Here is a 24371-nt window from a genome sequence, read left to right as displayed (position 1 = left end):
CAGTCGACCGTCCATAGATCGGTGGCCATTGAGCACTTACAGAGTCGTCAGCCTCCCAAGGCCGGTCCAGGCGCACGACAGCACGCACCTTCGGATGGTCTACCTCCCTGGTCGGGGCCCGCCCCCGATTCTGGACCGACGGAGCGAATGAGCGCAGCGACTGAGCGCAGGAGGGAAGAATCGGGGTCACAGGGCCCCGACCCGCGGCGCCGGAGGCGCCGCCATAAACACTGTTCGCTGACAGCGCACCCCGTCGTGTGTCCGGGCCGCGGTGGCTCAACTAGCCTTACTGGGACAGCACAGGACTCTAGGTTCGGAGGTTGGCCGTGGAGGTCAAGATCGGTATTTCGGATAGCCCGCGTGAACTCGTCATCGCCAGCGCGCAGAGCCCGGACGAGGTCGAGGCTCTGGTTTCCGAGGCGCTGGCCGCCACCGGCGGGGTCCTGGCGCTGGCCGACGAGAAGGGCCGCAAGTACCTGATCCAGGCCGGCAAGGTCGCCTACGTGGAGATCGGGGCCGTGACCGGCGGCCGGGTGGGTTTCGCCGCGGTCTGAGTACCGGGCCCGGACGAACGGAAGCCCCTGCCGGTCCGGCAGGGGCTTCGTCGTGTTCGCTCGGTGGCGGGTCAGCCGATCGGGTGGAGAGGGACGTGTTTGAGGCCGCCCCAGGCCAGTGCGACCGTGGTGTCCACGGCTTCGTCCTTGGGGATGGGGCGGTCGGCTTCCAGCCAGTACCGGGCGGTGAACTGGCTCGCGCCCACCAGGCCGACCGCGAGGATGCGGGCCCGGTAGGGGTCGAGGCCGGAATCGTGGGCGACGAGGTCGTAGACCGCGTCCACGCAGGCTTCGGTGGCTTGTTCGACCCGGCGCTGGACCTGGGGTTCGTTGGTGAGATCGGATTCGAAGACCAGGCGGAAGCCCTGCATCTCGTTGTCCACGAAGTCGTAGTAGGCCGCGACCGCCGCGCGCACGCGCTGCTTGTTGTCGGTGGTGGAGCGCAGCGCCTGGCGCACGCTCGACACCAGCATGTCGACATAATTCTGCAGGACGGCCAGGTAGAGCTCGAGCTTGCTGGTGAAGTGCTGATACAGCACCGGTTTGCTGACGCCGGCGCACTGGGAGATCTCGTCCATACCGGCGGCGTGATAGCCGCGTAGGACGAAGATCTCGCTGGCGGCCGCGAGTAGTTGCTGGCGCCGCTCGTCACGGGGAAGCCGGGTGCCACGTTTGGGGGCGGTGCCGGACGACGAGCGGGACGTCATCCGGTCCACGAGGTCGGTCATATTCGGATCTCCCAGTCGATTCCCCGGCAAAGGGGTGTGTACCGGGTCTTTCGAGCACCATACTCGCTTATGATGCTGTTGCCGACCCGGGTTGGTGAACCCGGGACCGGCTCCGATCCGTATGGTGCCCTTCGGGAATGCCGGTAAGTGGCTTGCGTGGTACCGGGGGCATGGTTGCCGGGGTACTTCCATTGTGGCCGTTACGGCGGGTTGTGAGAGTGTGGAGCCGTGACCGACCGACCGGAAAACCCCTCCGGCGGCGGGCGCAGCGCGCACCGCCCCCAGGATTCAGAGCTCGCGGTCGCCGCGCAGGCGACGCCGGCGATATCGCTCGGCGACGGATCCCGGGAACCGCTGCGCGCGCGCCGCGACCCGGAGGGTGATCCGCCGCCCGCGGCCGGGCAGCGGCGGCGGCGGCTGCGTTTCGTCGTATCCAGGTACGGGTGGCGCGTGTACGCGTTGCCGGTGCTGGTGGTGCTGACTGTGTTCGTCGTAGTGGACGCGGTGCGTACCGGTCGTGGAGGGCCGGCGGAACCGATCGATCCGGGGTTCGGGGCGCTCGGGCCGCCGCCGGCCAGCGCGGGTGTGATCGGCGCACCACCCGGCGACGGCAGCTTCCCGGAGGATCTGCCGATCGGGGCGTTGCCCGAGGGCGGGAAGTTCACCGAGACCGGTAAGGGCACCTGGCGGACCGTGCCGGGCGCCTCCGCCCGCGTCGGCGCGGGCGAGCAGTACACCTTCACTTACACGGTCGAGGTGGAGAACGGGATCGATACGCGTAATTTCGGCGGCGACGAATCGGTGGCCCGGATGGTCGAATCGACGCTCGGCAACCCGAAGAGCTGGGTGCACGACCGGAAGTTCGCGTTCCAGCGCATCGATCGTGGCGAGCCGGATTTCCGGATCTCGCTCACCGCCCGCGCGACCACCCGGGAGGTCTGCGGATTCGATATCCCGATCGATTCCTCCTGCTACAACTCCGATCAGGCCAGGGTGGTGCTGTCGGAGGCGCGCTGGGTGCGCGGGGCTCCGGCGTTCGACGGCGATATCGGCTCCTACCGTCAGTATCTGGTCAACCACGAGGTCGGGCACGCTATCGGCTACCACGAGCATCAGCCGTGTGAGAGCGAGGGCGGTCTGGCCCCGGTGATGATGCAGCAGACCTTCGGCACCGCCAACAACGAGATCGCCGCCCTGGATCCGCACGGGGTCGTCCCGATGGACGGCAAGACCTGCCGCTTCAACCCCTGGCCGTATCCGCGCGGTTGAGCGTGGGCCCGGGCGTACGGGCCGGGTCCGGCGGTGGGGCCCCGCGCCGGCCCGGGAAGAATGACCCTCGCGCCGGCGTTGTACAGGGAACCTACGCCGGTGTGGGTGCGGGTCACAGCGGCCACGGGTCAGCGGCTGTACGCACCCCGCACACCGCATCCGGCTATTTCGATACGAGGAGTTCGAAGACGTGTCAACACCGCAGTCCCTGCCCCCACTTGTGGAGCCCGCCGCCGAGCTGACCAGGGACGAGGTCGCCCGTTACAGCCGTCACCTGATCATCCCCGACCTCGGGATGGACGGACAGAAACGGCTGAAGAACGCGAAGGTGCTCGTGATCGGGGCCGGCGGGCTGGGTTCTCCGGCGCTGCTGTACCTGGCCGCCGCCGGTGTGGGCACCCTGGGCATCGTCGAGTTCGACGAGGTCGATGCCTCGAATCTGCAACGGCAGGTCATCCACGGTGAATCCGATATCGGCCGCCCCAAGGCCGACAGTGCCCGCGATTCCATCCTGGAGATCAATTCCGGGATCGACGTGCGCTTGCACAAGATCCGGCTGGAGCCGGAGAACGCCGTGCAGTTGTTCGCCGAATACGACCTGATCGTGGACGGTACCGACAACTTCGCGACCCGCTACCTGGTCAACGATGCCGCGGTGCTGGCCGGCAAACCGTATGTGTGGGGTTCGATCTATCGGTTCGAGGGCCAGGTCTCGGTGTTCTGGGAGGACGCGCCGGACGGTCGCGGGATCAACTATCGCGATCTGTACCCGGAGGCCCCGCCGCCGGGAATGGTTCCCTCCTGCGCCGAGGGCGGCGTGCTGGGCGTGCTGTGCGCGTCCATCGGCTCGGTCATGGTCACCGAGGCCATCAAGCTGATCACCGGTATCGGCGACCCGCTGCTGGGCCGGCTCATGGTGTACGACGCACTCGATATGAGCTACCGGACCATCAAGTTGCGTCGCGATCCCGCGCGGCAGCCGATCACCGAACTGATCGACTACGAGGCGTTCTGCGGTGTGGTGTCCGAGGAGGGACAGGCCGCGGCCGCCGGTTCCACGGTGACCGCGCGTGAGCTCAAGGAGCTGCTGGACGCCGGTGATGTGGAGTTGATCGATGTGCGTGAACCGGTGGAATGGGACATCGTGCACATCGAGGGCGCGACGCTGATCCCGAAGGACCGCATCCTGTCGGGGGAGGCGCTGGCCGAACTGCCGCAGAACCGCAAGATCGTGCTGCACTGCAAGACCGGTGTCCGGTCGGCCGAGGCGCTGGCCGCCCTCAAGCGGGCGGGTTTCGCCGACGCCACACACCTGCAGGGCGGTGTGATCGCCTGGGCGCATCAGGTCGACCCGTCACTGCCGGTGTACTGAGCCGTCGAGCTCGTGGTAGGCCGCTGACCTGCGCGTGAACCGTGCGCGGGCGGCCGGTCCCGGTCCACGCGCACAGTGTGTGACCGGGTGCGGTAACGGTGTGTCGCGGCAGTGCTACGACACGGTGTGGCGCGATACCGGGGCCCGGCGGCGGGAGTACGGTACGGCCGTGACCACCACTGTCGAACCCCCCGAACATGTGCGGGCCACGTACGGTCTGCGGGAACTGACCCCCGTCGCCCTCGGTGACTGGGAGGGCGGCTGGCGCCTCGGCGATGTGGTGCTCAGTCCCGTCGCCGACCATGCGCGTGCGGCCTGGTCGGCGAAGGTCCGGGAGAGTTTGCGGGTGGACGGGTTGCGGCTGGCCCGCCCGGTGCGGGCCACCGACGGCCGGTACGTGGTATCGGGCTGGCGGTGCGACACCTTCATGACGGGCTGTCCGGAGCCACGCCACGACGAGGTGGTCTCGGTCTCGCTGCGACTGCACAAGGCCACGGCCACCCTCGAGCGGCCCCGTTTCCTCTCGCAGCCGCCGGTCACGCCCTGGCTGGATGTGGACGTCTTCGTCGCCGCGGACCGGGCGGCGTGGGAGGCGGTGCCGTTGCGGACGCTGCGCGCGGCGGGCGCGGTGATGGAGAACTCGCCCGACGGACGGCACAGCCTCGAACTGATCGGTCAGCTGGCCACCCTGCGCAAACCTGTGCGGACGCCACCGCAGCTGGTGCACGGTGATCTGTTCGGCACCGTGCTGTTCGCGGGGGCGCAGACGCCCGCGCTCACCGATCTGACCCCGTACTGGCGCCCACCGGCGTGGGCGGCGGGTGTGGTCGTGGTGGACGCGCTGTCGTGGGGCGGCGCCGACGACGGGCTGCTGGAACGCTGGTCCGATCTGCCGGAATGGCCGCAGATGCTGTTGCGGGCGGTGATGTTCCGGCTGGCGGTGCATGTGCTGCATCCGCGGTCCACGCCGGAAGCGCTGCCCGGGTTGGTCCGGACAGCGGATATGGTGCGATTCCTGCTGTGACAGCGTGTCTGATAACTCGACAAGTTATCGAGCACCGCCCTTCTCGGGCGTCCTCGGCTCATGCCCCGACCGGGGTATGAGCCTTGGTTCCCGCGTCGTCCGGGCCGGTTGCACCGGCACCCATTAGGTGCCGGTCAGTGCCTTCCCGTCGGCGGGCGTTGGTAGCCCGGCCCCCTGCTCGGAGGTCCGGGGATCGTGGTGGGTCTTGCCTGTGGAGTGTCGGCCAGGCAGCGAGGTTGACGGCGGCGTTGAGGTCGCGGTCGGCGCGGTACCCGCACCCGCAGCCGAACACCCGGTCCGACAATGTCAGGGCGTGGTTGAGGGTGCCGCAGGCCGGACACCGTTTACTCGACGGGAACCACCGGTCGGCGGTGACGACGGTGCCGCCTCGCCACTGCTGTTTGTAGTCCAGCAGTCGCCCGAAATCGGCCCACCCGGCATCGGCGATCGCCCGCGCAAGGCGGGGGTTGCGCAGCATCCCGGCCACATGCAGGTCCTCGATAACGAGCCGGTCGTGGGTTTTGACCAGCTGGTTGGTGACCTGATGCAGGAAATGACGACGCGCATTCGCCACACGACGATGATGGCGGGCCAGCCGGGAGGCGGCTTCTCGCTGGTTGTGGGAGCCTTTCTCCTTCCTCGATAGGGCTTTCGCCAGCCGCCGCTGCCGCGCCAACCCGCGAGCCAGGGGTTTCGGTGGGTTATAGACCCGAGCGACTTCGCGGCCCTCGGCATCGGCGGCGACCAGGAACGCCGACAACCCACGATCGATACCGACCCACCCACCAGCGTCGTCGGGGCCCCGAGCCGGGTGGTGGTGGTCTGGGTGCAGATCCGCGGCCTCGATACTCACGCTGACCCACCAGTGGCCCGCCCGTTGGGTCACGGTGGCGGACAGGATCTTCGCTCGCCCGCCGGTGAGCAGGCGACGTAGGCGACGCGTGTCCTCCCGGACCCGGAGCTGCCCGAGGCCGGGTAGGGTCACCGACCGTGGGAGGTCGTTGTCGCCGACCCGGATCGCCGGACGACCGGTTTTGGCGTGTTTGTTGCGGAGCCGGAACGATGCGGTGCTGGTGGTTTTCTTCTTGAACCGAGGAAACCCGACCGTGCGGCCGCGGCGTTTCCCGCTGCGGGAGTCCGACCACGCGGCCAGTCCGCGGCCGCAGTCGGTGGCGGCTTCCTCGAACACCTGCTGACACACTTGGTCACGCCATGCCAGTCCGGTGACCTCGATCTCGGTGATCCCGGTGGGGTCGACGGTGAATATCCGTCCCGCGGCTTCGGATTTCTTCCAGGTGTTGAAGGTGTTGATCAGGTCGAATCGGGTCCACGGGACAGGGTGTTCGGGGTCGGCCCGCCGCTGGGTGAGCGCGGTTTTCACCATCGCCAGGCACTGGTTGTAGGCGAAGCGTGCCGCGCCCGCGTGCCGGGCCAGCACGGTCTGCTGCTCGACGGTGGGGTCGAGGCAGTACCGGAACGCGGTGTGCCTGCTCATCGTCGGCGACTATGGCACAGGCCACCGACAACATCGCGAGATACGCGTCAACCTTCTGCAAGCCGGCCCAACCTGCGAGCAGAACCGCAGGACAACACGAGTCACCGCACCTCCGTCAGCGCACCCGCACCCTACGCCCCGGCCCACCGACCCGAACCCGGCAATCCGAGATCTCAGACAGGCTCTGGGCCTGGTCTGCTCCATGCGGGACCCGATATGAGTGAGGGCCCGGCGGGTATCGAACCGGCCGGGCCCTGCCCTGGCTGCGGAGCCGTCAGACGTTTGCGTACGCCAGCGACGGCACCCGGCCCACCGCGAACGAGGCGCGGCGGTAGAACCACCAGGTGACCCCGGCCATCACCAGGAACGCGGCGGCGTAGGACCAGAACGCGGGCGCCATGGTGCCGAAATTGGTGTTGGACAGGCGCAGTGCCTGTTGGAGTACGAAACCGCCGAAGGCGCCGACCGCTCCGATGACCCCGATGGCCGCGCCCGCCTGCCGCTTCGCCGAGGCCGCCCCTTCCGCCGGCGCGAGGCCGTACTCGGAGGCGTACTTCTCGGCCTCGGCGCTGAAGATGGACGGGATCATCCGATAGGTGGAGCCGTTGCCGATACCGGTGAGCACGAAGAGCACCAGGAAGGCCAGCAGGTAGAGCGGGAAACTCTTCATCTCGAGCGCGGCCATGATGAGCGCGACCGCGACGGCCATCCCGCCGAACACGGCGATGGTGATCTTCGCGCCGCCGCCCAGTTTGTCGGAGAGCCAGCCGCCGAACGGCCGGGAGAAGGAGCCGACGAGGGCGCCGAGGAACGCCAGATTTCCGAGGGTGGTGATCCAGCCGATGCCCGCCAGCTCCGGGAAATTGGCCTTGATGAGTGTCGGGAAGGCGAACGAGAATCCGATGAACGAACCGAACGTGCCGATGTAGAGGAACGCCATCACCCAGGTGTGGTGATTGGTCAGCGCGGGTTTGTAGGAGCGTCCGTCGGATTTCGCGGTCGACAGGCTGTCCATGTACCGCAGCGCGCCGAACGCGGCGGCCAGGATGAACGGAATCCACACCAGCACCGCCAGGGTGATCCCGAAGCGGTATCCGGCCGCGTCCTTCGCGGTGAGATGGGTGCCGAGGGTGGTCAGCAGCGGCACCAGCAGCTGGGTCTGGGCGACACCGAGATTGCCGCCCGCGGCATTGATCCCGAGCGCCGCGCCTTTCTTCCCGTCGGGGAAGAAGAACGAGATATCGGCCATCGACGAGGAGAAATTGCCACCGCCGAAACCGGACAGCGCGGCCAGCACCACGAAAACCCACATCGGGGTGCCGGGCTGGTTGACGAAGAAGATCAGGCCGACGGTGGGGACGAGCAGCATGGCGGCGCTGAACACCGTGAAGGCCCGCCCGCCGAACCGGGGGATGGCGAAGGTGTAGGGGATGCGCAGGGTCGACCCGACCAGGGTGGGGATGGAGGTGAGCAGCAGGGCATTGCTGACCGCGGCCGGATCACCTGTGCCGAGCCCGTCCAGGAATGCGAAACCGGCAGCGCCCATTCCGGTGACGACACTGGCCCACAGGACCCAGATACTGAAGCCCAGGTTCTCCGCGAATACCGGGAACAGCAGGTTCTTCTTGGCGGTGCGGTCGGCGCCGGAGCTCCAGAACCGCTCGTTGTCCGGTTCCCACCGGTCGATCCAGCGACCCCGGCGCTGGTGGACGAAGCCCGTTGCGGTGTCGGGTGATTGCCGGCCGGTGTCGGCTGTCGCGGTCATCGGCGCCCCTCTCGTCGTTACTCGACGCCCCCCTGGGCCGGGGCGCCCGGCCACGGCGGCCGGGCGGTCGAGTGCGGTGTTGTGACGTGAGAAAACGCTAGGAGCCGGGTGTTCCACCAGGTGGCGTGCAATGACGATCGCCACAAATCCCGCTCACGGCGGAGCGACACCCGGGCGATCGGTCCGTAACCTCGAGGGAACCCGGCCCGGACCACACCCGATGGCGGTGTGCTCGAAGTGCGGCGTGTGGATGCGCACGGACGGAGCCCGGGCGCAGGTAGAGCCTAGTGGTCGCGGTAATCGGCGAGCAGGGTGTCGAGGAAACACCGGGTGGTGCGGGCGGCCTTGTCGGCGTCGCCGTCGATGATGGCCTGCACCAGTTCGCGATGTTCGGCGGCGTACCAGCTGTCGATACGATCGGTGCGCGAACGGATCCCGGATTCGATGTAGCCCAGGACCGAGTCGTAGAACTCGATGTACACGGCGTTGCCGCTGGCGAGCACGATCGCCCGGTGGAGTTGGACATCGGCCTCGATGGCCGCGGCCCGGTCCACCCGCCACAGCCGGTTGCGGTCGTCGAGTAGCCGGCGGAGGGTGGCGATATCGGTGTCGTCGCGCCGGTGGGCGGCCAGCGCGGCGGCGGTGGCCTCGAGTCCGTGGCGTAATTCCAGGACATCGCGTTCGGCGGCTTCGGCGAAGTATTTGGTCAGTGTCCCGCCCACCTCGGAGGTGGCTTTGACGTAGGTGCCGGAACCCTGCCGCCGTTCCAGCATGCCGGCATGGACCAGCGCCTGGACGGCCTCGCGTAGGGTGTTGCGGCCGGTGCCGGTGAGTTCGGCCAATTCGGGCTCGGTGGGGATCCGCGTCCCGATCGGCCAGCGTCCCGAGCGGATATCCTCTTTGAGTTGCTCGGTGACCTGGGCGATGAGACTGGTGCGGCGCACGCTTTGCACGGCAACAGAGTACCGCCCATCACAATATTATTGCCCCGGTCATAGGGTCATCCTATGATTTCCGGGTGACTGCTGCGCTGCCCGAGACCCCCCAAGCGGCCGATCCACCTCTCGAGCAGCGGAAACGCAAACTGATCGAAGGCCGTTTACTGGTACTCGCGGCCATCGTGATGTCCGCGCTCGTGCTCCGGGTGGCCGTTACCGCGTTCACACCGCTCGCCGAGGACATCGGGCGCGATATCGGCTACTCCACCGCCATCGTCGGTGTCTTCGGGATGATCCCGACCCTCATGTTCTCGGTGACCGGGCTGCTGGCGCCGATCCTGGCCCGCAGAGTCGGTCTGGAACGGACCGTGCTGCTCGCGATGGCGGCGGCCGGGACCGGCATGCTCGTGCGGGTCCTCGTCTCGGGGACAGTCGAGCTGCTGCTGTTCTCCGCGCTCGCGCTCGGCGGTATGGGGATCGGCAATATCGTGGTCCCCCCGCTGGTCAAACGCTATTTCCCGGACCGGCTCGCCACGGTGAGCGCGCTCTACATCACCATGGTGCAGATCGGCACCGTACTGCCGGCGCTGGTCGCGGTGCCGCTGGCGGAAGCGCACGGCTGGCGCGTCTCCCTGGGGGTGTGGGCCCTGCTCGGCTTCGCGGCGGCCGTCCCCTGGATCGGGGTACTGCGCACCCGGCGCGCCCGCGCGGCGGCGGATACGACAGGTCTGCCGGATCCCGGGAGCGCCCCGGCTCCGACGGTGTGGCGCTCGCCGCTGGCCTGGGGGATGGCGGCCACCTTCGGGATGACCTCGCTGACCACCTACTCGGTGTTCACCTGGCTGCCGACGATCCTCGCCGACGCCGGTGCCGACGCGGCCTTCGGCGGCTCGATGGTCGCGCTGTTCGCCCTCGTCGGACTCGTCGCCGCCCTCACCGCACCCACGGTGGCCGCCCGGCTCGCCAACCCGTACCCGGTGGTCGTGGGGTGTGCCGCGTGTTTCTTCGTGGCCTTCGCCGGGCTGCTCTTCGCGCCCATGAGCGCGCCCATCCTGTGGGTGGCGATCCTCGGTCTCGGCCCGAGTACCTTCCCGATGACACTCACCCTCATCAACCTGCGCACTCGGACCCCGGCCGGTTCGGCCGCCCTGTCCGGCTTCACGCAGGGCGTCGGTTACGCGCTGGCCTGTGTGGGACCGCTGGTGTTCGGCATGCTGCACACGGTCACCGGCGGCTGGGCCGCCCCGTTCGCGCTGCTTTGTGTCTCGGTGCTGGTGCTGCTGATCGGCGCTTGGCAGGCATGTAAGCCGCGGATGCTCGAGGACTCCGTTTCCCCGCGCTGAACCGGCCACGCGGGACCGGTGCCCGGCACCGGAACGGCGCCCGGAGTTGCGTCGGAAGGTGACGCGGGTCATCATCGGCCCATTTCTCACCGCGTTCCGCGGCGGATATGGGCATTTCGTCACCGGCGGAAATGCCGATGACACAACGAGTTAACATCGGCGGCCTGCTCACCTGAGCGGCGCGAACCGCGTGAGAAACCGTTGATTCGACGGTCATCTCGGGCAGCATTTTCGCAATACCGGTTTCCTACCGTGGGGTCGAACCACGTTGGGAGGCCCTTGTGAGCACGCAGACCGAAAGCCGCGGCGACGCCCTGTCGGCGATGTGGCGGCGGCCGAAACTGGAGCGCTGGGACGCCGAGGACACCGCGGCCTGGGAGGCCGGCGGTAAGAAGATCGCCACACGCAATCTGATCTGGTCGGTCGTGGCCGAGCACATCGGATTCTCGATCTGGTCCATCTGGTCGGTGATGGTGCTGTTCATGCCGGCCGAGACCTACGGGATCGACGCGGCGGGCAAATTCTTCCTGGTCGCCGTACCGACACTGGTCGGCGCGATCCTGCGGATCCCGTACACGGTCGCCACGGCCCGGTTCGGCGGTCGTAACTGGACGGTGTTCAGCGCCGCCGCGCTGCTGGTGCCGGCCGTTCTCACCCTGTACTTCGTGAATCAGCCCGGCACCTCCTATACGACCTTCCTCATCGTCGCGGCGTTCGCCGGTCTGGGCGGCGGCAATTTCGCCTCCTCGATGACCAATATCAACGCCTTCTACCCGCAGCGGCTCAAGGGCTGGGCCCTGGGAATGAACGCCGGCGGCGGCAATATCGGGGTCCCGGTCATCCAGTTGTTCGGGCTGCTGGTCATCGCGATCCTCGGTAACGAGTACGCCTCGGTCATCTGCGCGACCTATCTGGTGCTGGTGGTCCTCGCCGGACTCGGCGCGGCGCTGTTCATGGACAACCTGCCCAACCAGAAGGCCGATCTGTCCTTTATGCTCACCGCCTTGAAAGTGCCGCAGTCCTGGGCGGTGTCGTTCCTCTACATCGGCACCTTCGGTTCCTTCATCGGGTACAGCTTCGCGTTCGGGCAGATCCTGCAGATCAGTTTCGTCGCCGGTGGGGACACCGCGGCCCAGGCCACGCTGCACGCCGCGCAGATCGCTTTCATCGGACCGCTGCTCGGGTCGATCGCCCGTCCCTACGGCGGCAAACTCGCCGACCGGATCGGCGGCAGCCGGGTCACTCTGTTCACCTTCGCGGCCATGATGGTCGCGGCGATCGCGGTGGCCACGGCCTCGATGGTTGCCGACGGCTCGCACAAGGGCTTCTCCGGGCCGGTGCCGGGCGCGCTGGTGGCCGGTTTCGTGGCGCTGTTCATCCTGTCCGGACTGGGCAACGGATCGGTCACCAAGATCATCCCGTCGGTTTTCGACGCCACATCGCGCAGCCTGGACACCGGTCCCGCCGAACGTGCCGCCTGGGCGCAGAACACCTCGGGCGCGCTCATCGGTTTCGTCGGCGCCATCGGCGCTCTCGGCGGTGTCGGCATCAACCTGGTGCTGCGGTCGTCGTACTCCTCGACCCAATCCGCGACCACCGCCTTCTGGGTGTTCACGGTGTTCTACATCGCCTGCGCTCTGGTCACCTGGGCGGTGTTCCTGCGCCGCCCCGGCGCCCCGGTGCGCGACCGCGAGGTGGTCGCGGCGGCCGAGGCCCTGGTCCGGCGGGCCGAATCCGGTTCCCGCAAACCCCAGCACACCGAATCCCGGTCCGCCCGGTCGTCGGCGACCCTCTGACCCCGGATCCCCACGGAGGACACCATGAACGCACAGCGCAGAACAGTCGTCGTCGCCGGTCACGGCATGGTCGGGCACCGGTTCGTCGAGGCCGTCCGCTCTCGGGACGAGTCGGGCCAGTGGCAGGTCGTCGTCCTCGGCGAGGAGAAACTGGCCGCCTACGACCGGGTCGGCCTGTCCTCCTACGTCGGCAACTGGGACGCCGCCTCGCTGGCGCTACCGGGTAACGAGTACGCCGGCGACGAACTGGTCGACCTGCGCCTCGGCCAGCGGGCCGAGGCCATCGACCGGGACGCCCGGAAGGTCACCACCACTTCCGGTGAGGTGCTCGACTACGACGCGCTGGTCCTGGCGACCGGTTCCTACCCGTTCGTACCGCCCGTGCCGGGGCACGAACACCAGGAATGCTTCGTCTACCGGACCCTCGAGGACCTGGACGGTATCCGGGCCGCGGCCGACGCGGCCGGGCCGGGCGCCCACGGCGTGGTCGTGGGCGGTGGCCTGCTCGGGCTGGAGGCCGCCAACGCGCTGCGGCTGCTCGGGCTCACCCCGCATGTGGTGGAGTACAACGACCGCCTGATGCCGGCCCAGATCGACGAGGGCGGCGGCGCGATCCTGGAGAAACTGGTCACCGACCTGGGGCTGCGGGTGCACACCGGGGTGGGCACCGCCGGGATCGAACGCGACGCGGCCGCCGGTCCGGCCGAACGGCTGCGGGTCACCCTGTCCGACGACACCGTGATCGATGCCGCGCTGGTGGTGTTCTCCGCGGGTGTCCGGCCGCGGGATCAGATCGCCCGCGACGCCGGGCTCGAGGTCGGCCCGCGCGGTGGCGTGATCACCGATCTGGGGCTGGCCACGTCCGATCCGAACATCTACGCCATCGGCGAATGCGCCGCGATCGAAGGGGTCTGCTACGGGTTGGTGGCGCCCGGCTACAGCACCGCCGAGATCGTGGCCGATCGCCTGCTGGGTGGTGCCGGTGAATTCCCCGGCGCCGATATGTCCACCAAGCTCAAGCTGCTCGGCGTGGATGTGGCCAGCTTCGGCGACGCGCACGGCACCACCGAAGGCGCACTGTCGGTGGTGTTGCACGACGCCGCCCGGGGTACCTACGCGAAACTGGTGATCTCCGACGACGCGCAGACCCTGCTGGGCGGCATCCTGGTCGGCGATGCCACCCAGTACGCCGCGCTGCGCCCGCTGGTGGGCCGGCCGCTGCCGGCCGAACCGGCCGCGCTCATCTCCCCGGCCGGGGCGGAACTGGGCGCCGACGCGCTGCCCGACGAAGCCCAGATCTGCTCCTGCAACGATGTGAGCAAGGGCGCCGTCTGCGGCGCCATCGCCGAGGGGGCCTGCGATATCCCGGCCATCAAGGCCTGCACCAAAGCCGGCACCTCCTGCGGCGGCTGCGTGCCGATGATCAAGAAGGTGCTCGAACAATCCGGCGCCGAGATGTCCAAGGCGCTGTGCGAGCACTTCGACCAGTCGCGCGCCGAGCTGTTCCAGATCGTGCAGGCCGCCGGTATCCGCACCTTCTCCGAACTCATCGCCCGGCACGGCCGGGGGACCGGTTGCGATATCTGCAAGCCGACGGTCGCCTCGATCCTGGCCTCCACCTCCAGCGAGCACATCCTGGAGGGCGAACAGGCCGCGTTACAGGACACCAACGACCACTTCCTGGCCAATATGCAGAAGAACGGCACCTACTCGGTGGTGCCGCGGATGCCGGGCGGCGAGGTGACCCCGGAACAGCTGATCGTGATCGGTGAGGTCGCCAAGGAGTTCGGTCTCTACACCAAGATCACCGGCGGGCAGCGGATCGACCTGTTCGGCGCGCGGGTGGAACAGCTGCCACTCATCTGGAAGCGCCTGGTGGACGCCGGTATGGAATCCGGCCACGCGTACGGTAAATCGCTGCGCACGGTGAAGAGTTGCGTCGGTTCCACCTGGTGCCGGTACGGCCGGCAGGATTCGGTCGGCATGGCCGTGCTGCTGGAGAAGCGTTACCGCGGCCTCCGGTCGCCGCACAAATTGAAATTGGCCGTGTCCGGTTGCGCCCGGGAATGCGCCGAGGCCCGCGGCAAGGATGTGGGCGTCATCGCCACCGAGAACGGGTGGAATCTCTATGTGGGCGGAAACGGCGGCCTGACCCCCAAACACGCGGCGCTGCTCGCGGGCGACCTCGACGATGCGCCGCTCATCGCCTATATCGACCGCTATCTGATGTTCTACATCCGCACCGCGGACCGGCTGCAGCGCACCGCGCCGTGGCAGGAGGACCTCGGTATCGACTACGTGCGCGAAGTGGTGTGCGAGGACAGCCTCGGGGTCGCCGCCGACCTGGAGCAGGCGATGGCCGACCATGTGGCCGGTTACCGCGACGAGTGGGCCGCGGTCCTCGACGACGAGGAGAAGCTGTCGCGGTTCGTCTCGTTCGTCAACGCCCCGGCCGCGGCCGACCCGACCATCACCTTCGACGACAGCGGTGAGCGCAAGGTCCCGGTGCTCCTCGGCCTGCCCGGTATGCCGGGAGGAGGCAGCGGAGCGTAACCACGCAGAACATGCCGGGTCGGCAGTAACGGAGGCAGCCTGCCCGGTACGCCGGGAGGAGGCAGCGGAGCGGGACCACGCAGGGCGTGCCGGGAGGGCCGGATGGGCACAGCCCGGCCTGGTACGCGGCCGGCGGAGCGCAGCCGCGGCCGGGGTAGCAGCACACCGGTCGCTACGCATGAGAAATGACGGCTTAACCGGCAGGAAACAGGCCGCCGGTACCAATGGATAACGGCGTGTGGAGGAGACACCTATGATGCGATCCCTCCGCCTTCGCTTCGGTCCCCGCGGACCGTATGAACCAGCTTCTGAGGAGGCGCTATGACCGTGATCGATACCCCAGTAGTTGTTCCGGCCACCACCGGGTGGACCCGGGCGTGCCCACTCGAGTACCTGATCCCCGGCCGCGGCGTGGCGGTGCTGCTGCCCGGCGGCGCCCAGGCGGCCCTGTTCCTGCTGCCCGAGGGCACGGTGTACGCGGTCGGCAATATCGATCCGTTCGGCCGGGCGGCGGTGATGTCGCGCGGTATCGTCGGCGACCGCGGCGGTGAGCCGGTGGTCGTGTCACCGTTGTTGAAGCAGGCCTTCTCCCTGCTCGACGGCCGGTGCCTGGACGACGCGACGACGAGCCTGCCGGTATATTCCGTGCGTGTGGACGACGGACAGGTGTCGATCTCGGACCGGCCCGTGACCGTGGCCCCGGATGGCTGCCCGGTATGACGGTTCCGGAGACGAATGCCTCGCTGGCCGGTTTCACGATCGGTCTCACCGCGGCCCGGCGGGCCGCGGAATTCGCCACCCTGCTCACCCGCCGGGGTGCGTCGGTCCTATCCGCACCGGCCATCCGGATCATCCCGCTCGCCGACGACACCGAACTGGAACGGGTGACCGGTGAGCTGGTCGCCGATCCACCGCAGATCGCGGTGGCCACCACCGGTATCGGTTTCCGCGGCTGGATGGAGGCCGCCGAGGGCTGGGGCCTGGCCGAACAGTTGCGTGCGACCCTGGGCGGCACCCGGATGCTGGCCCGGGGCCCGAAGGCCAAAGGTGCGATCCGGGCCGCGGAACTGCGTGAGGAGTGGTCGCCGGCGTCGGAGTCCTCGGCCGAGGTCCTGGATCATCTGCTCGCCGAAGGCGTCGAGGGCGTGCGGATCGCGGTCCAGCTGCACGGCGCCACCACCGAATGGGAACCGATCCCCGACTTCTGCGAAGTGCTGCGGTGCGCGGGCGCCGATGTGGTGCCCGTACCGGTGTACCGGTGGGAGCCGCCCGCGGACCGCGGTCCGATGGATCAGCTGATCGAGGCCATTGTGACCTCCGCGATCGACTGTGTGACCTTCACCAGCGCCCCGGCCGTGGCCTCGATGCTCATGCGCGCCAAGGAGACCGGGGTCCTGGAGGGGATGTTGCACGCGCTGCGCAGCCGGGTGCCGGTAGCCTGTGTCGGTCCGATCACCGCGGCCCCGCTCGAGGAACTCGGGGTGCCCACTACGATGCCCGGCCGGGCCCGGCTGGGTGCGCTGGCCCGCCATGTCGCCGAGGAACTTCCGCGCCGGGCCGGGCGGATCAATGCCGCCGGCCACACCATCAGCGTGCGTGGTGCGTGCGTGGTGGTGGACGGCACGGTGAAACAGCTCGCCCCGGCGCCCATGGCGCTGATGCGCTCCCTGGCCCGCCAGCCGGGCCGGGTGGTCTCCCGCGAGGACCTGCTGGCGGCGCTGCCCGGCGGCGGCGACGATACGCACGCGGTGGAGACCGCGATCGCCCGGTTGCGGGCGGGTCTGGGCGCCCCCAAGGCGATCCAGACGGTGGTCAAGCGCGGGTACCGGCTGGCCATGGATCCGGCCGAATGCACCGACAACAATGCCGATACGGCGCCACCGGCCGCGGCCCCGGCGCGCACCGCGCGCTATGTCCGGACGGTGGTGCCGGGGTGAGGCGGCCACCGCCCGCGCTGGTGCTGGTAGCGCACGGCACCCGCAATGCGAAGGGCGTGCAGATGATCGCCGCGCTGGCCGAAGCGGTCGGGCTTGAACTGGACCGGCGGCCCGGCACCCCGGAGGCCCGGTGCGATCACTCCGGCGCGTCCGGTTCCGCCGGCCGGCGCGCGGCCGCGCCCGGCTACTCGAACTGCGGTTGTACGCCCGAGCGGACAGCGGGGCCGGCCGTGGACGACTGCGCGAATCCGGCCGTGCGTACGGCGTTCGTCGATGTGCTCGGGCCCTCGCCCGCCGAGGTGCTGCGGGATCTGGCGACCCGGGCCGTGGTGGCCGGTGATTCCGTTCCGGTCGTGGTGGTGCCGGCCTTTCTGGCCTCCGGATATCACGTCTACCAGGACGTACCCCGCGGGGTCTCCGACAGCGGCCATCCCGCGGTGACGGTCACCGCGGCGATGGGTCCCGACCCCGCACTGGCGCGCATCATGGCCGTACGGCTGCGGGCGGCCGGTTGGCGGCCCGGCGACGCCGTGGTCTTGGCGGCCGCGGGATCCTCGGATGCGCGCGCCCGCGCCGATGTGCGCCGCGCCGCCGCCATGCTCACCGCACAGCTCGCGAGTCCGGTGCGCACCGCCTACGTCGCCACCGGGGCGCCCCGCGTTCCCGAAGTCGTGGCGCAGTTGCGCGAGGCCGGGCGGGAGCGGGTGTTCATCGCCTCCTATCTCCTCGCGCACGGGCTGTTCCACGAGCGGCTGCACCAGGCGGGTGCGACCGGGGTGGCCGAGCCGATCGGAGTCCATCCGGCCGTGGTCCGGTTGATCGCGGACCGCTACCGCAGCGCGGTCCGGGACGCGGACCGGCAGCGAGTGCGCTGACCACTTCGCCGCGACCCCGCGCCGTTCGCCGGAATCGCGGCCGCCGGATCCGTCAGCGTGCGTGGCGCAACCGGAGGCCGCTGAAACCCAGGGTGCCGGCGGTCAGCGCCTGCCAGAAAGGCGCCGGTTCGGGTAGTACCCGCAGCTGGATGCCGGCTTCCTCGTGCAGTGGGAGGAGGTCGCCGACCGGGTCCGGCGGAGCGAGTGGTTCGACTGCTTCGGTGGAGAATCAGACCCGGTACCAGACGAACCGGTCCTTACGGGTCGGGCCGTACCGGTCGATCTGGTCGAACAACAGTGCGGCCGGTTCCACGACCGCGCTGTGGCCCTGGGCGTCGTCGTAGGCCACCAGGATCCCGACGAACGCGGCGTGCCCGTCGGCGGTCTGGCGGTACACCACCGCACCGGAATCGCCGGCCTCGGCGCCGAGCGCGTTGGTGGCGTAGAGCCACTCCTCGTTGGCCTCGGTGATCGATCCGCACGTCCAGCCGGTGGTTGCGCCGATCTTGCAGACCTCCTGTCCCAGCTGCGGTTTCAAATCCACTGTGGACAGCCCGAAGCGTCCCATGGACGCGGCGACGCCGATCCCGTCGTACAGGCGGATCAATCCGAAACCGAACTTCAGGCCCTCGTCCGGGCGATGGGTTTCGAACCAGCCGATCGGGTTACCGACTTTATCGGTGACGATTCCCTGGTTGTAGCAGTGGCCGGCGGTCACCGCGTACTGGGCCGAGCCGATCGAACCGGTGAGTCCCACGGTGCAGCGAGTGGTGACTGCCTTGCCGTCGGCTATCTCGGTGTGCCGGATCTCCATACCCGGGTACACCGTCACGGTGGGTGCGGCCGCGGTGGGCGCGGCCACCGCGGTGCCGGGGAACAGCGCCGTACCGAAGGCAGCGACTACTGCGCACACGGTGACGGATAGGGGACGCCGGCTCCGCCGCCGGAAAACGCTGAACATCACGTACCTCGAATTTGCTCGAGCGACCGCCGACGCGGTCGGATCGGGCAGTAAGCGTAGACGATCGGGCGCCACTCTGCCCGCTGCGGCTCTTCCCAGCCGGTGGAAGTGCGGATCCGGATACGCCGGACCGGTGGAGTGCGGGTGACGGCGGCCACTCCCGCATGTGTAAACAAATGTAAACCGCTGGAGAAGCGGCGATTTCCGAAATTTCACCGTCGCTGTCCAGCAAGGAGGTCGCGGGGCCGGACACACGCCGCTACGCCCGTGCCTGGGACCACCGGTCACGCCGGACCGCTGGAGCTGACCACCTCCGGCCGGTGCGGGCGCGCCCCCTATACCAGGGGGATGAACTCGACGTGGTCGTCGTCGCGGGCCCCCGCGGGCACGATGACCAGGCCGTCGCGGTCGATGAGACCGCCGAGATGGGCGGTGCGGATCGCCGGATCGCCCACCCAGCCGCCGCCGGGCCGAGTCGCGTACCGGGCGGGCACGATCCGCGCCACCGGGCCGGAGATCTCGCCCGCGTTGCGCAGCGGTCCGCGGGCCCGGCGGGGTGCGGGGGCGCCGGTACGGCCGCCGACGATCGCGGATACCAGGGCGAGCAGGGTCGCGATCGCCGCGTAGGGGTTGCCGGGAAGTCCGAGAACCGTTGTGGTGGAGGTGAGTTCGGCGACGACAGTGGACCCGCCCGGACGCAGGGCCAGCCGGGAAACCAGGAAACGGGCCCCGCAGCGGTCGAGGGCGCCGCGTAGCTGATCGGCCGCGCCGCCGCCGGTGGCCCCGACCACGACCAGGAGGTCGCAGTCGGCCGCGGTGGTCAGCACCTGGTCGAAACCGTGGGCGGTATCGCGCAGATGCACCCGGTCGAGCACCGGGACGCCGTGGGCGGCGAGCAGATCGGGCAGGATCGGGCCGATCGAATCACGGGTCTGCCCGGCCTGCAGGGGACCGCTGCTGCGGATCTCGTCGCCGGTCATGACGATACGAGCGCGCACCGGGCCGCGGACCGTGGCGGTGGTGACCTCGACGGCCGCGGCGGCCGCGACGAGCGCGGGCGTCACCGCGGTGCCGGCCGGTGCGATCTCGTCGCCGGGAGTGCGGTCCTCGCCGCGCCGGCGGGTATCGGAGCGCAACGGGGTCTCCGGGAGCCGGTGCAAGGCGCGGTCGCCGCTGATCCGGGCGAATTCGTCGCGTAGTACCCGGGTGGTGCCCTCCGGGACCTGGGCGCCGGTGGCGATCCGCACCGCTTCGCCCGGGCGCAGCCCGTCGGGTCGCTGCCCGCCGGCGAAACCGATATCGGCGCGCAGCTCCCACGGGCCGTCCCCGGCGACGGCGTACCCGTCCATGGCCGAGACATCGAAGCGGGGCAGGGCCTCGGCGGCGGTGATCGGTGCGGCCAGGGCGGCCCCGCGCACCGCGGGCAGATCCGCCTCGCGTTCGGGCAGCCGGGACAGGCCGGTACGCAACAGCTCCCGGGCCCGGTCGAGTGATACCGCCGCGGTGGCGGCCCGGGGAGCGGCGGGTGCGGAATCGCCGGTGTCCCGGTCGCCGAGTGCGCTGCGGGCGGCGGCGATCTCGCCGGGAGTATCGCAGTCGTCGACCCCGGGCAGTTCCACGATATTCGTGCGGCGCGGGACCAGGGCTTTCATCGGCTGGTTGAGTACGCTGTCGAGTTCGGCGAGCCGAGCCGCGAGCGGTTCGGTCCGCCATACACCGATCAGATACTGGGGGCGTCCGGACGGGTCGGCGGCGAAGACCGCGTCGAAATCGGCACTCTGCCGCACCAATTCACCGATCGCCGCCTCGGTCAGGAACGGGAGGTCCGCGGCGAGGACGACGATCCGGGGCGCGGGTTCGGCACCGAGCACGGCCAGGCCCGCCGCGACCGCCGCGACCGGGCCCGAGCCGGGCTCCGGCTCCCGGGTCTGCACGATATGCGCGGCGAGCTCCGGGCGCGGCGGCCCGACCACCACCGTCCGCCCGAGGGAGGCCACCGCGGTCAATGCCGTCTGCAGCATGGACCGCCCGCCGACCACGAGGCCCGGTTTGTCGACGCCGCCCATCCGGCTGGCCCGCCCCCCGGCGAGCACGATCACGTCCGGGGCCGGCAGAGAATTCGGCATACGGTCATGCTATTCACCGTCTGGGACGATGGGCATTCCGGCGGGGCCGACCGCCGGGTTTTCCGGGCCGATGAGGACCACTCCGCGTCGCCGGTCCGCCCGGCGCCGGACCCCGGTGCGCACTACTCTCCCTCCCGAGGACCGGATTCCGGTTCCGTCCGAAATGAGGGGGTCGCCGATGCGACGAATGCTCAGGGGGATGGTGCTGTCCCTGCTGCTGGTGCTCGCCGGGGCCACGCAGGTGGGCGTGGCCCCGGCGCAGGACCCGGACCGGCCGGTGGTCCGGGTCGGCACCGAGGGCACCTATCCGCCGTTCTCGTTCCACGATCCGGGCAGCCGGCAGCTGACCGGTTACGACATCGAGGTGATCGAGGCGATCGCCGGCCGGGCCGGCTGGGACCTCCAATTCGTCGAGACCCAATGGGACGCGATTTTTCCCGCCCTGGACTCCGGCCGGATCGACGTCATCGCCAACCAGGTCTCGGTCAACGACGAGCGCCGGGCGAAATACGGCCTGTCCGATACCTACACCTACTCCCACGGTGTGATCGTCCGGCGCACCGGCGACGAGCGCATCCGGACGCTGGACGATCTGGCCGGCCGGACCACCGCGCAGTCGAGCACCAGCAACTGGGCCCGGGTGGCGCGCGACGCGGGTGCCGACGTCGAAACGGTCGAAGGGTTCACGCAGGCGGCCGCGCTGCTCACCCAGGGCCGGGTCGACGCGATCGTCAACGACAACATCGCCGTGCTCGACTACCTGGCCGGCACCGGGTCCACGGATATCGAGATCGTCGGTGACGCCGGTGCGGAGACCAGCGAACAGGTCCTCGCCTTCCGCAAGGACGACTCGGCACTGCTCGACCAGGCGAACCGGGCGATCGCGGCGCTGGCCGCCGACGGGACGCTCACCGCCATCTCGCAGAAATACTTCCGGGCCGATGTGTCGGTACCCGACGGCGGCAGCGCCGACCTGTCCGAGGGGCGCGGCCACCGCGACACCTGGGAAGTGCTGCGCGGGGCGGCGTGGCCGATGTTCGTCGGGCTGGCGAAGGTGACGATCCCGCTGACCGCGCTGAGTTTCGCGATCGGGCTGGTGCTCGCACTGCTGGTCGCGCTCGCGCGGATCTCCTCCTACCGGGTCCTGGCCGGACCGGCCCGCGCGTTCATCTCGATCATTCGCGGTACACCGCTGCTGGTGCAGCTGTTCATCGTCTTCTACGGGCTGCCCCAGATCGGGTTGACGTTCGATCCGTTCCTCGCGGCCGTGATCGCGTTCAGTCTCAATGTGGCCGGCTATGCGGCCGAGGTGATCCGGTCGGCGATCCTGTCCGTGCCGAAGGGGCAGTTCGAGGCGGCAGCCACCGTCGGCCTCGGTTACGCGCAGACACTGCGCCGCATCGTCCTTCCACAGGCGACCAGGACCGCGGTGCCGCCGCTGTCCAACACCTTGCTCTCACTGCTCAAGGACACCTCCCTGGGCTCGGTGGTGCTGCTGACCGAACTGTTCCGGGAAGCTCAGCTCGCGGCGGCCGAGAGCAATGAGTTCCTCGCGCTCTACACGTTCGCCGCGCTGTACTACTGGGTGATCTGCGTGGCCCTTTCCGCCGGTCAGAAACGACTGGAGACCCGACTCGACAGGTATGTGGCCAGATGACCGACAGCACCGACCAGAACACCGAGCCCGCCCGGATCCGGGTGCGTGGCCTGGCGAAGTCCTTCGGCGACCGGCAGGTGCTGCGCGGTATCGACTTCGAGTCCCGGCGAGGGACCGCGACCGTCCTGCTGGGTCCCTCGGGGTCGGGTAAGACCACGGTGCTGCGCTCACTGAACGTGCTGGACACGCCGGAGCGGGGAGTGGTCGGCATCGACGATGTGGAGATCGACTTCGCCCGGCTGCCGCGCGGCCGGGCGGGGCGCCGGGAGGCGAGCCGGTTGCGTGCCCAGAGCGGAATGGTCTTCCAGTCGCACAATCTCTTCCCGCACCGCACGGTGCTGGAGAACATCGTCGAAGGTCCCGTCGTCGCCCAGCGGCGGCCCCGGGAAGAAGCGGTCGCCGAGGCACGGACCCTGTTGGCGCAGGTGGGTTTGGCCGACCGTGCGGAGGCCTACCCGTTCCAGCTCTCGGGAGGCCAGCAGCAGCGGGTCGGGATCGCGCGGGCCCTCGCGTTGAAACCGCGGGTGGTGCTGTTCGACGAGCCGACCTCGGCGCTGGATCCCGAACTGGTCGGTGAGGTGCTGGCGGTGATCAAGGACCTGGCCGCCCAGGACTGGACGATGGTGATCGTCACCCACGAGATCCGGTTCGCGCGGCAGGTGGCCGATCAGGTCCTGTTCCTCGACGACGGCGTCATCGTCGAGCGGGGCCCGGCGGACCAGGTGATCGGCGCGCCACGGGAAGAGCGGACGCGGCGTTTCCTGCAACGCGTGCTCGAACCCGGCTGACCGGCCCGCCGCCGCATGCGGTTCAGTCGAACCGGTGACGGGCGGTACGCAGCGTGACCCGGCCGTCGGTCACGGCCACGCCCTCGGCCGCGAGCAGCCGCAGCTGCCGATCGGCGAGGTGGGCGGCCGGTCTGCCCGAGGCGCCCAGCACCCGGTGCCAGGGCAGATCGGCGGCATCGGTGCGCATGATCCAGCCCACGGTCCGCGGGGTCGACAGTCCGGCCGCCGCGGCGATATCGCCGTAGGTCGCGACCCGGCCCGGCGGAATCGCCGCGACCAGTTCGCGGACGCGTTCGATCTGTTCGTCGCTGGTGACCATCAGAACGCGGCCCGGATCAGCGCCGCCGTCTCGCGCGGCAGGATCTGGGCGACCATATGCTCGCAATTCCATTCGTGCGCCGTCAGTGCCTCGCCGAGCCGGTCGGCCAGTGCGGCGCGGAGTTCCGGCGTGACGAACGGCGGATCCACCTTCGTGGCCCGGACCAGCGCGGTGGGCAGACCGGGCTCGGGAAGTACCAGGTCACGCGCGAGCTGACCCCAATACGCGATGAGTGCCGCCGTATCCACCCGCCAGCGCATCCGGCCGGCCGCGGCGGGCATCAGGTGCTCGTCGAGTTCGGCGCGCAGCAGCTCCGGCGCGACCGCGCCCCAGCCCGTCGCCAGTTTGTCCATCCGGGCTTCGTCCGCATCGGTGTAATCGGGCGAGCCGAGAGTGGCCTCGGCGATCTCGTGCAACCACGCCGGATCCAATGCGACGGCCGGATCGAGCAGTACCAGTCCGCGGACCAGCTCCGGGTGCCGCCGCGCCAGATGCAATGCGCACGCCCCGCCGAAGGAGTGGGCGGCCACCACCACCGGCTCCGCGGTTTCGGCGGTGATCAGCGCCACCAGATCGGCGACGATCGTTTCGAGGTCCCAGGGCGGCAGTGCGGTGGAACGGCCGTGTCCGCGCAGGTCGGGGGCGATCACCCGGATATCGGGCAGGAACTCGGTGGCCAGCGCCTCCCAGCGTTTCCCGTGGCCGGTCAGGCCGTGCAGGGCCAGCAGCACCGGGCCGGCCGCCGGGCCGAAACGGTGAACATGCAGTGTGGACACAATGACATTCTTATCCGAGCGCTCCGACATCGCGGCGGGTGCGGTGCCGACGTGGTATCGGCGGTGTCGGCCCCGTCTGTTGCAATAGCCGTCGT

At 69.5% G+C, this 24371-nt stretch carries 20 protein-coding genes and 1 pseudogene; 12 read left to right on the top strand and 9 right to left on the bottom strand.

Translation table 11 applies throughout. The features are described 5' to 3' along the window. Positions 1-326 precede the first annotated feature (326 nt). Positions 327-554, top strand: a complete 228-nt coding sequence (locus ACLML9_RS00980) for a DUF3107 domain-containing protein (protein ID WP_030523398.1) — start codon at positions 327-329, stop codon at positions 552-554. Positions 555-625: 71 nt separating this feature from the next. Here ACLML9_RS00980 and ACLML9_RS00975 read toward each other — a convergent pair whose 3' ends face one another. Further along, the gene (locus ACLML9_RS00975; RefSeq protein ID WP_030523399.1) at positions 626-1282 is read right to left on the bottom strand and encodes a TetR/AcrR family transcriptional regulator; all 657 of its coding nucleotides are present in this window, start codon (positions 1280-1282) and stop codon (positions 626-628) included. A gap of 228 nt (positions 1283-1510) precedes the next feature. On the opposite strand from ACLML9_RS00975, the gene ACLML9_RS00970 reads away from it, so the two are divergent. From ACLML9_RS00970 to ACLML9_RS00960, 3 genes are all read left to right on the top strand, one after another. Then, positions 1511-2551 (top strand): DUF3152 domain-containing protein, encoded by a 1041-nt coding sequence (locus tag ACLML9_RS00970; protein WP_411943656.1) that lies wholly within the window; start codon positions 1511-1513, stop codon positions 2549-2551. Between the two features lie 190 nt (positions 2552-2741). Further along, positions 2742-3923, top strand: a complete 1182-nt coding sequence (gene moeZ / locus ACLML9_RS00965; RefSeq protein WP_063131507.1) for an adenylyltransferase/sulfurtransferase MoeZ — start codon at positions 2742-2744, stop codon at positions 3921-3923. A gap of 169 nt (positions 3924-4092) precedes the next feature. Next, positions 4093-4947 (top strand): TIGR02569 family protein, encoded by an 855-nt coding sequence (locus ACLML9_RS00960; protein ID WP_030523402.1) that lies wholly within the window; start codon positions 4093-4095, stop codon positions 4945-4947. Positions 4948-5005: 58 nt separating this feature from the next. On the opposite strand, the gene ACLML9_RS00955 is transcribed toward ACLML9_RS00960, so the two are convergent. From ACLML9_RS00955 to ACLML9_RS00945, 3 genes are all read right to left on the bottom strand, one after another. Further along, positions 5006-6442 carry an RNA-guided endonuclease TnpB family protein gene (locus ACLML9_RS00955; protein ID WP_411943655.1) on the bottom strand — a complete coding sequence of 479 codons (1437 nt, stop codon included), beginning with the start codon at positions 6440-6442 and terminating at the stop codon, positions 5006-5008. A gap of 274 nt (positions 6443-6716) precedes the next feature. Next, positions 6717-8207: an MFS transporter gene (locus tag ACLML9_RS00950; RefSeq protein ID WP_411943654.1), complete on the bottom strand. Its 1491-nt coding sequence runs from the start codon at positions 8205-8207 to the stop codon at positions 6717-6719. Positions 8208-8491: 284 nt separating this feature from the next. Next, positions 8492-9160: a FadR/GntR family transcriptional regulator gene (locus ACLML9_RS00945; protein ID WP_411943653.1), complete on the bottom strand. Its 669-nt coding sequence runs from the start codon at positions 9158-9160 to the stop codon at positions 8492-8494. 65 nt (positions 9161-9225) lie between these two features. On the opposite strand from ACLML9_RS00945, the gene ACLML9_RS00940 reads away from it, so the two are divergent. The 6 genes from ACLML9_RS00940 to ACLML9_RS00915 all read left to right on the top strand — a co-directional run bounded on the left by ACLML9_RS00940 (position 9226) and on the right by ACLML9_RS00915 (position 17649). After that, positions 9226-10488 carry an MFS transporter gene (locus ACLML9_RS00940; RefSeq protein WP_411943652.1) on the top strand — a complete coding sequence of 421 codons (1263 nt, stop codon included), beginning with the start codon at positions 9226-9228 and terminating at the stop codon, positions 10486-10488. A gap of 323 nt (positions 10489-10811) precedes the next feature. Beyond that, complete coding sequence (locus tag ACLML9_RS00935; RefSeq protein WP_411943670.1) at positions 10812-12284, top strand: nitrate/nitrite transporter; 1473 nt, start codon at positions 10812-10814, stop codon at positions 12282-12284. A gap of 24 nt (positions 12285-12308) precedes the next feature. Next, complete coding sequence (gene nirB / locus ACLML9_RS00930; RefSeq protein WP_411943651.1) at positions 12309-14837, top strand: nitrite reductase large subunit NirB; 2529 nt, start codon at positions 12309-12311, stop codon at positions 14835-14837. Positions 14838-15158: 321 nt separating this feature from the next. Beyond that, positions 15159-15557, top strand: a complete 399-nt coding sequence (gene nirD, locus ACLML9_RS00925) for a nitrite reductase small subunit NirD (RefSeq protein ID WP_411943650.1) — start codon at positions 15159-15161, stop codon at positions 15555-15557. Next, on the top strand, positions 15554-16774 hold the full coding sequence (locus ACLML9_RS00920) for a uroporphyrinogen-III synthase (protein ID WP_411943649.1): 1221 nt from the start codon (positions 15554-15556) through the stop codon (positions 16772-16774). The genes nirD and ACLML9_RS00920 overlap by 4 nt, the downstream gene beginning before the upstream one ends. 62 nt (positions 16775-16836) lie before the next feature. After that, positions 16837-17649, top strand: a complete 813-nt coding sequence (locus ACLML9_RS00915) for a sirohydrochlorin chelatase (RefSeq protein ID WP_411943669.1) — start codon at positions 16837-16839, stop codon at positions 17647-17649. A gap of 52 nt (positions 17650-17701) precedes the next feature. On the opposite strand, the pseudogene ACLML9_RS00910 reads toward ACLML9_RS00915, so the two are convergent. From ACLML9_RS00910 to ACLML9_RS00900, 3 genes and pseudogenes are all read right to left on the bottom strand, one after another. After that, positions 17702-17863: pseudogene (locus ACLML9_RS00910) on the bottom strand (DUF6886 family protein); the annotation flags it as partial. A 15-nt stretch (positions 17864-17878) separates the two neighbouring features. After that, a complete protein-coding gene (locus ACLML9_RS00905) occupies positions 17879-18562 on the bottom strand; it encodes a hypothetical protein (RefSeq protein ID WP_411943648.1) in 684 nt (227 codons plus the stop codon). Positions 18563-18945: 383 nt separating this feature from the next. Then, complete coding sequence (locus tag ACLML9_RS00900; RefSeq protein ID WP_411943647.1) at positions 18946-20736, bottom strand: NTP transferase domain-containing protein; 1791 nt, start codon at positions 20734-20736, stop codon at positions 18946-18948. Positions 20737-20935: 199 nt separating this feature from the next. Here ACLML9_RS00900 and ACLML9_RS00895 point away from each other — a divergent pair, with 199 nt between their 5' ends. Both ACLML9_RS00895 and ACLML9_RS00890 read left to right on the top strand, forming a co-directional pair. After that, entirely contained in the window at positions 20936-22393 is a 1458-nt protein-coding gene (locus ACLML9_RS00895; RefSeq protein ID WP_411943646.1) for an ABC transporter substrate-binding protein/permease, read from the top strand. Next, positions 22390-23181: an amino acid ABC transporter ATP-binding protein gene (locus tag ACLML9_RS00890; RefSeq protein ID WP_411943645.1), complete on the top strand. Its 792-nt coding sequence runs from the start codon at positions 22390-22392 to the stop codon at positions 23179-23181. The genes ACLML9_RS00895 and ACLML9_RS00890 overlap by 4 nt, the downstream gene beginning before the upstream one ends. Positions 23182-23203: 22 nt before the next feature. Here the strand turns inward: ACLML9_RS00890 and ACLML9_RS00885 are convergent, their stop codons facing one another. Further along, positions 23204-23500, bottom strand: coding sequence for an MGMT family protein (locus tag ACLML9_RS00885; protein ID WP_030523420.1), 297 nt, complete (start codon positions 23498-23500; stop codon positions 23204-23206). Continuing rightward, a complete protein-coding gene (locus ACLML9_RS00880; protein ID WP_411943644.1) occupies positions 23500-24276 on the bottom strand; it encodes an alpha/beta fold hydrolase in 777 nt (258 codons plus the stop codon). The genes ACLML9_RS00885 and ACLML9_RS00880 overlap by 1 nt, the downstream gene beginning before the upstream one ends. Positions 24277-24371: the final 95 nt, after the last annotated feature.

Source organism: Nocardia sp. NPDC002869, assembly GCF_046764065.1.
GTDB lineage: Bacteria > Actinomycetota > Actinomycetes > Mycobacteriales > Mycobacteriaceae > Nocardia > Nocardia rhamnosiphila.
Note: the sequence above shows the minus strand (reverse complement) of the source record. Positions and strands in the feature narration are given on the sequence as shown.

Bases quoted from the DNA above. Each gene is read 5' to 3' on its own strand.
- ACLML9_RS00890 (WP_411943645.1), top strand. From the start codon at position 22,390: ATGACCGACAGCACCGACCAGAACACCGAGCCCGCCCGGATCCGGGTG.
- ACLML9_RS00920 (WP_411943649.1), top strand. From the start codon at position 15,554: ATGACGGTTCCGGAGACGAATGCCTCGCTGGCCGGTTTCACGATCGGT.
- ACLML9_RS00975 (WP_030523399.1), bottom strand. From the start codon at position 1,282: ATGACCGACCTCGTGGACCGGATGACGTCCCGCTCGTCGTCCGGCACC.
- nirD (WP_411943650.1), top strand. From the start codon at position 15,159: ATGACCGTGATCGATACCCCAGTAGTTGTTCCGGCCACCACCGGGTGG.
- ACLML9_RS00955 (WP_411943655.1), bottom strand. From the start codon at position 6,442: ATGAGCAGGCACACCGCGTTCCGGTACTGCCTCGACCCCACCGTCGAG.
- ACLML9_RS00900 (WP_411943647.1), bottom strand. From the start codon at position 20,736: ATGCCGAATTCTCTGCCGGCCCCGGACGTGATCGTGCTCGCCGGGGGG.
- nirB (WP_411943651.1), top strand. From the start codon at position 12,309: ATGAACGCACAGCGCAGAACAGTCGTCGTCGCCGGTCACGGCATGGTC.
- ACLML9_RS00895 (WP_411943646.1), top strand. From the start codon at position 20,936: ATGGTGCTGTCCCTGCTGCTGGTGCTCGCCGGGGCCACGCAGGTGGGC.
- ACLML9_RS00935 (WP_411943670.1), top strand. From the start codon at position 10,812: ATGTGGCGGCGGCCGAAACTGGAGCGCTGGGACGCCGAGGACACCGCG.
- ACLML9_RS00950 (WP_411943654.1), bottom strand. From the start codon at position 8,207: ATGACCGCGACAGCCGACACCGGCCGGCAATCACCCGACACCGCAACG.
- ACLML9_RS00885 (WP_030523420.1), bottom strand. From the start codon at position 23,500: ATGGTCACCAGCGACGAACAGATCGAACGCGTCCGCGAACTGGTCGCG.
- ACLML9_RS00915 (WP_411943669.1), top strand. From the start codon at position 16,837: ATGATCGCCGCGCTGGCCGAAGCGGTCGGGCTTGAACTGGACCGGCGG.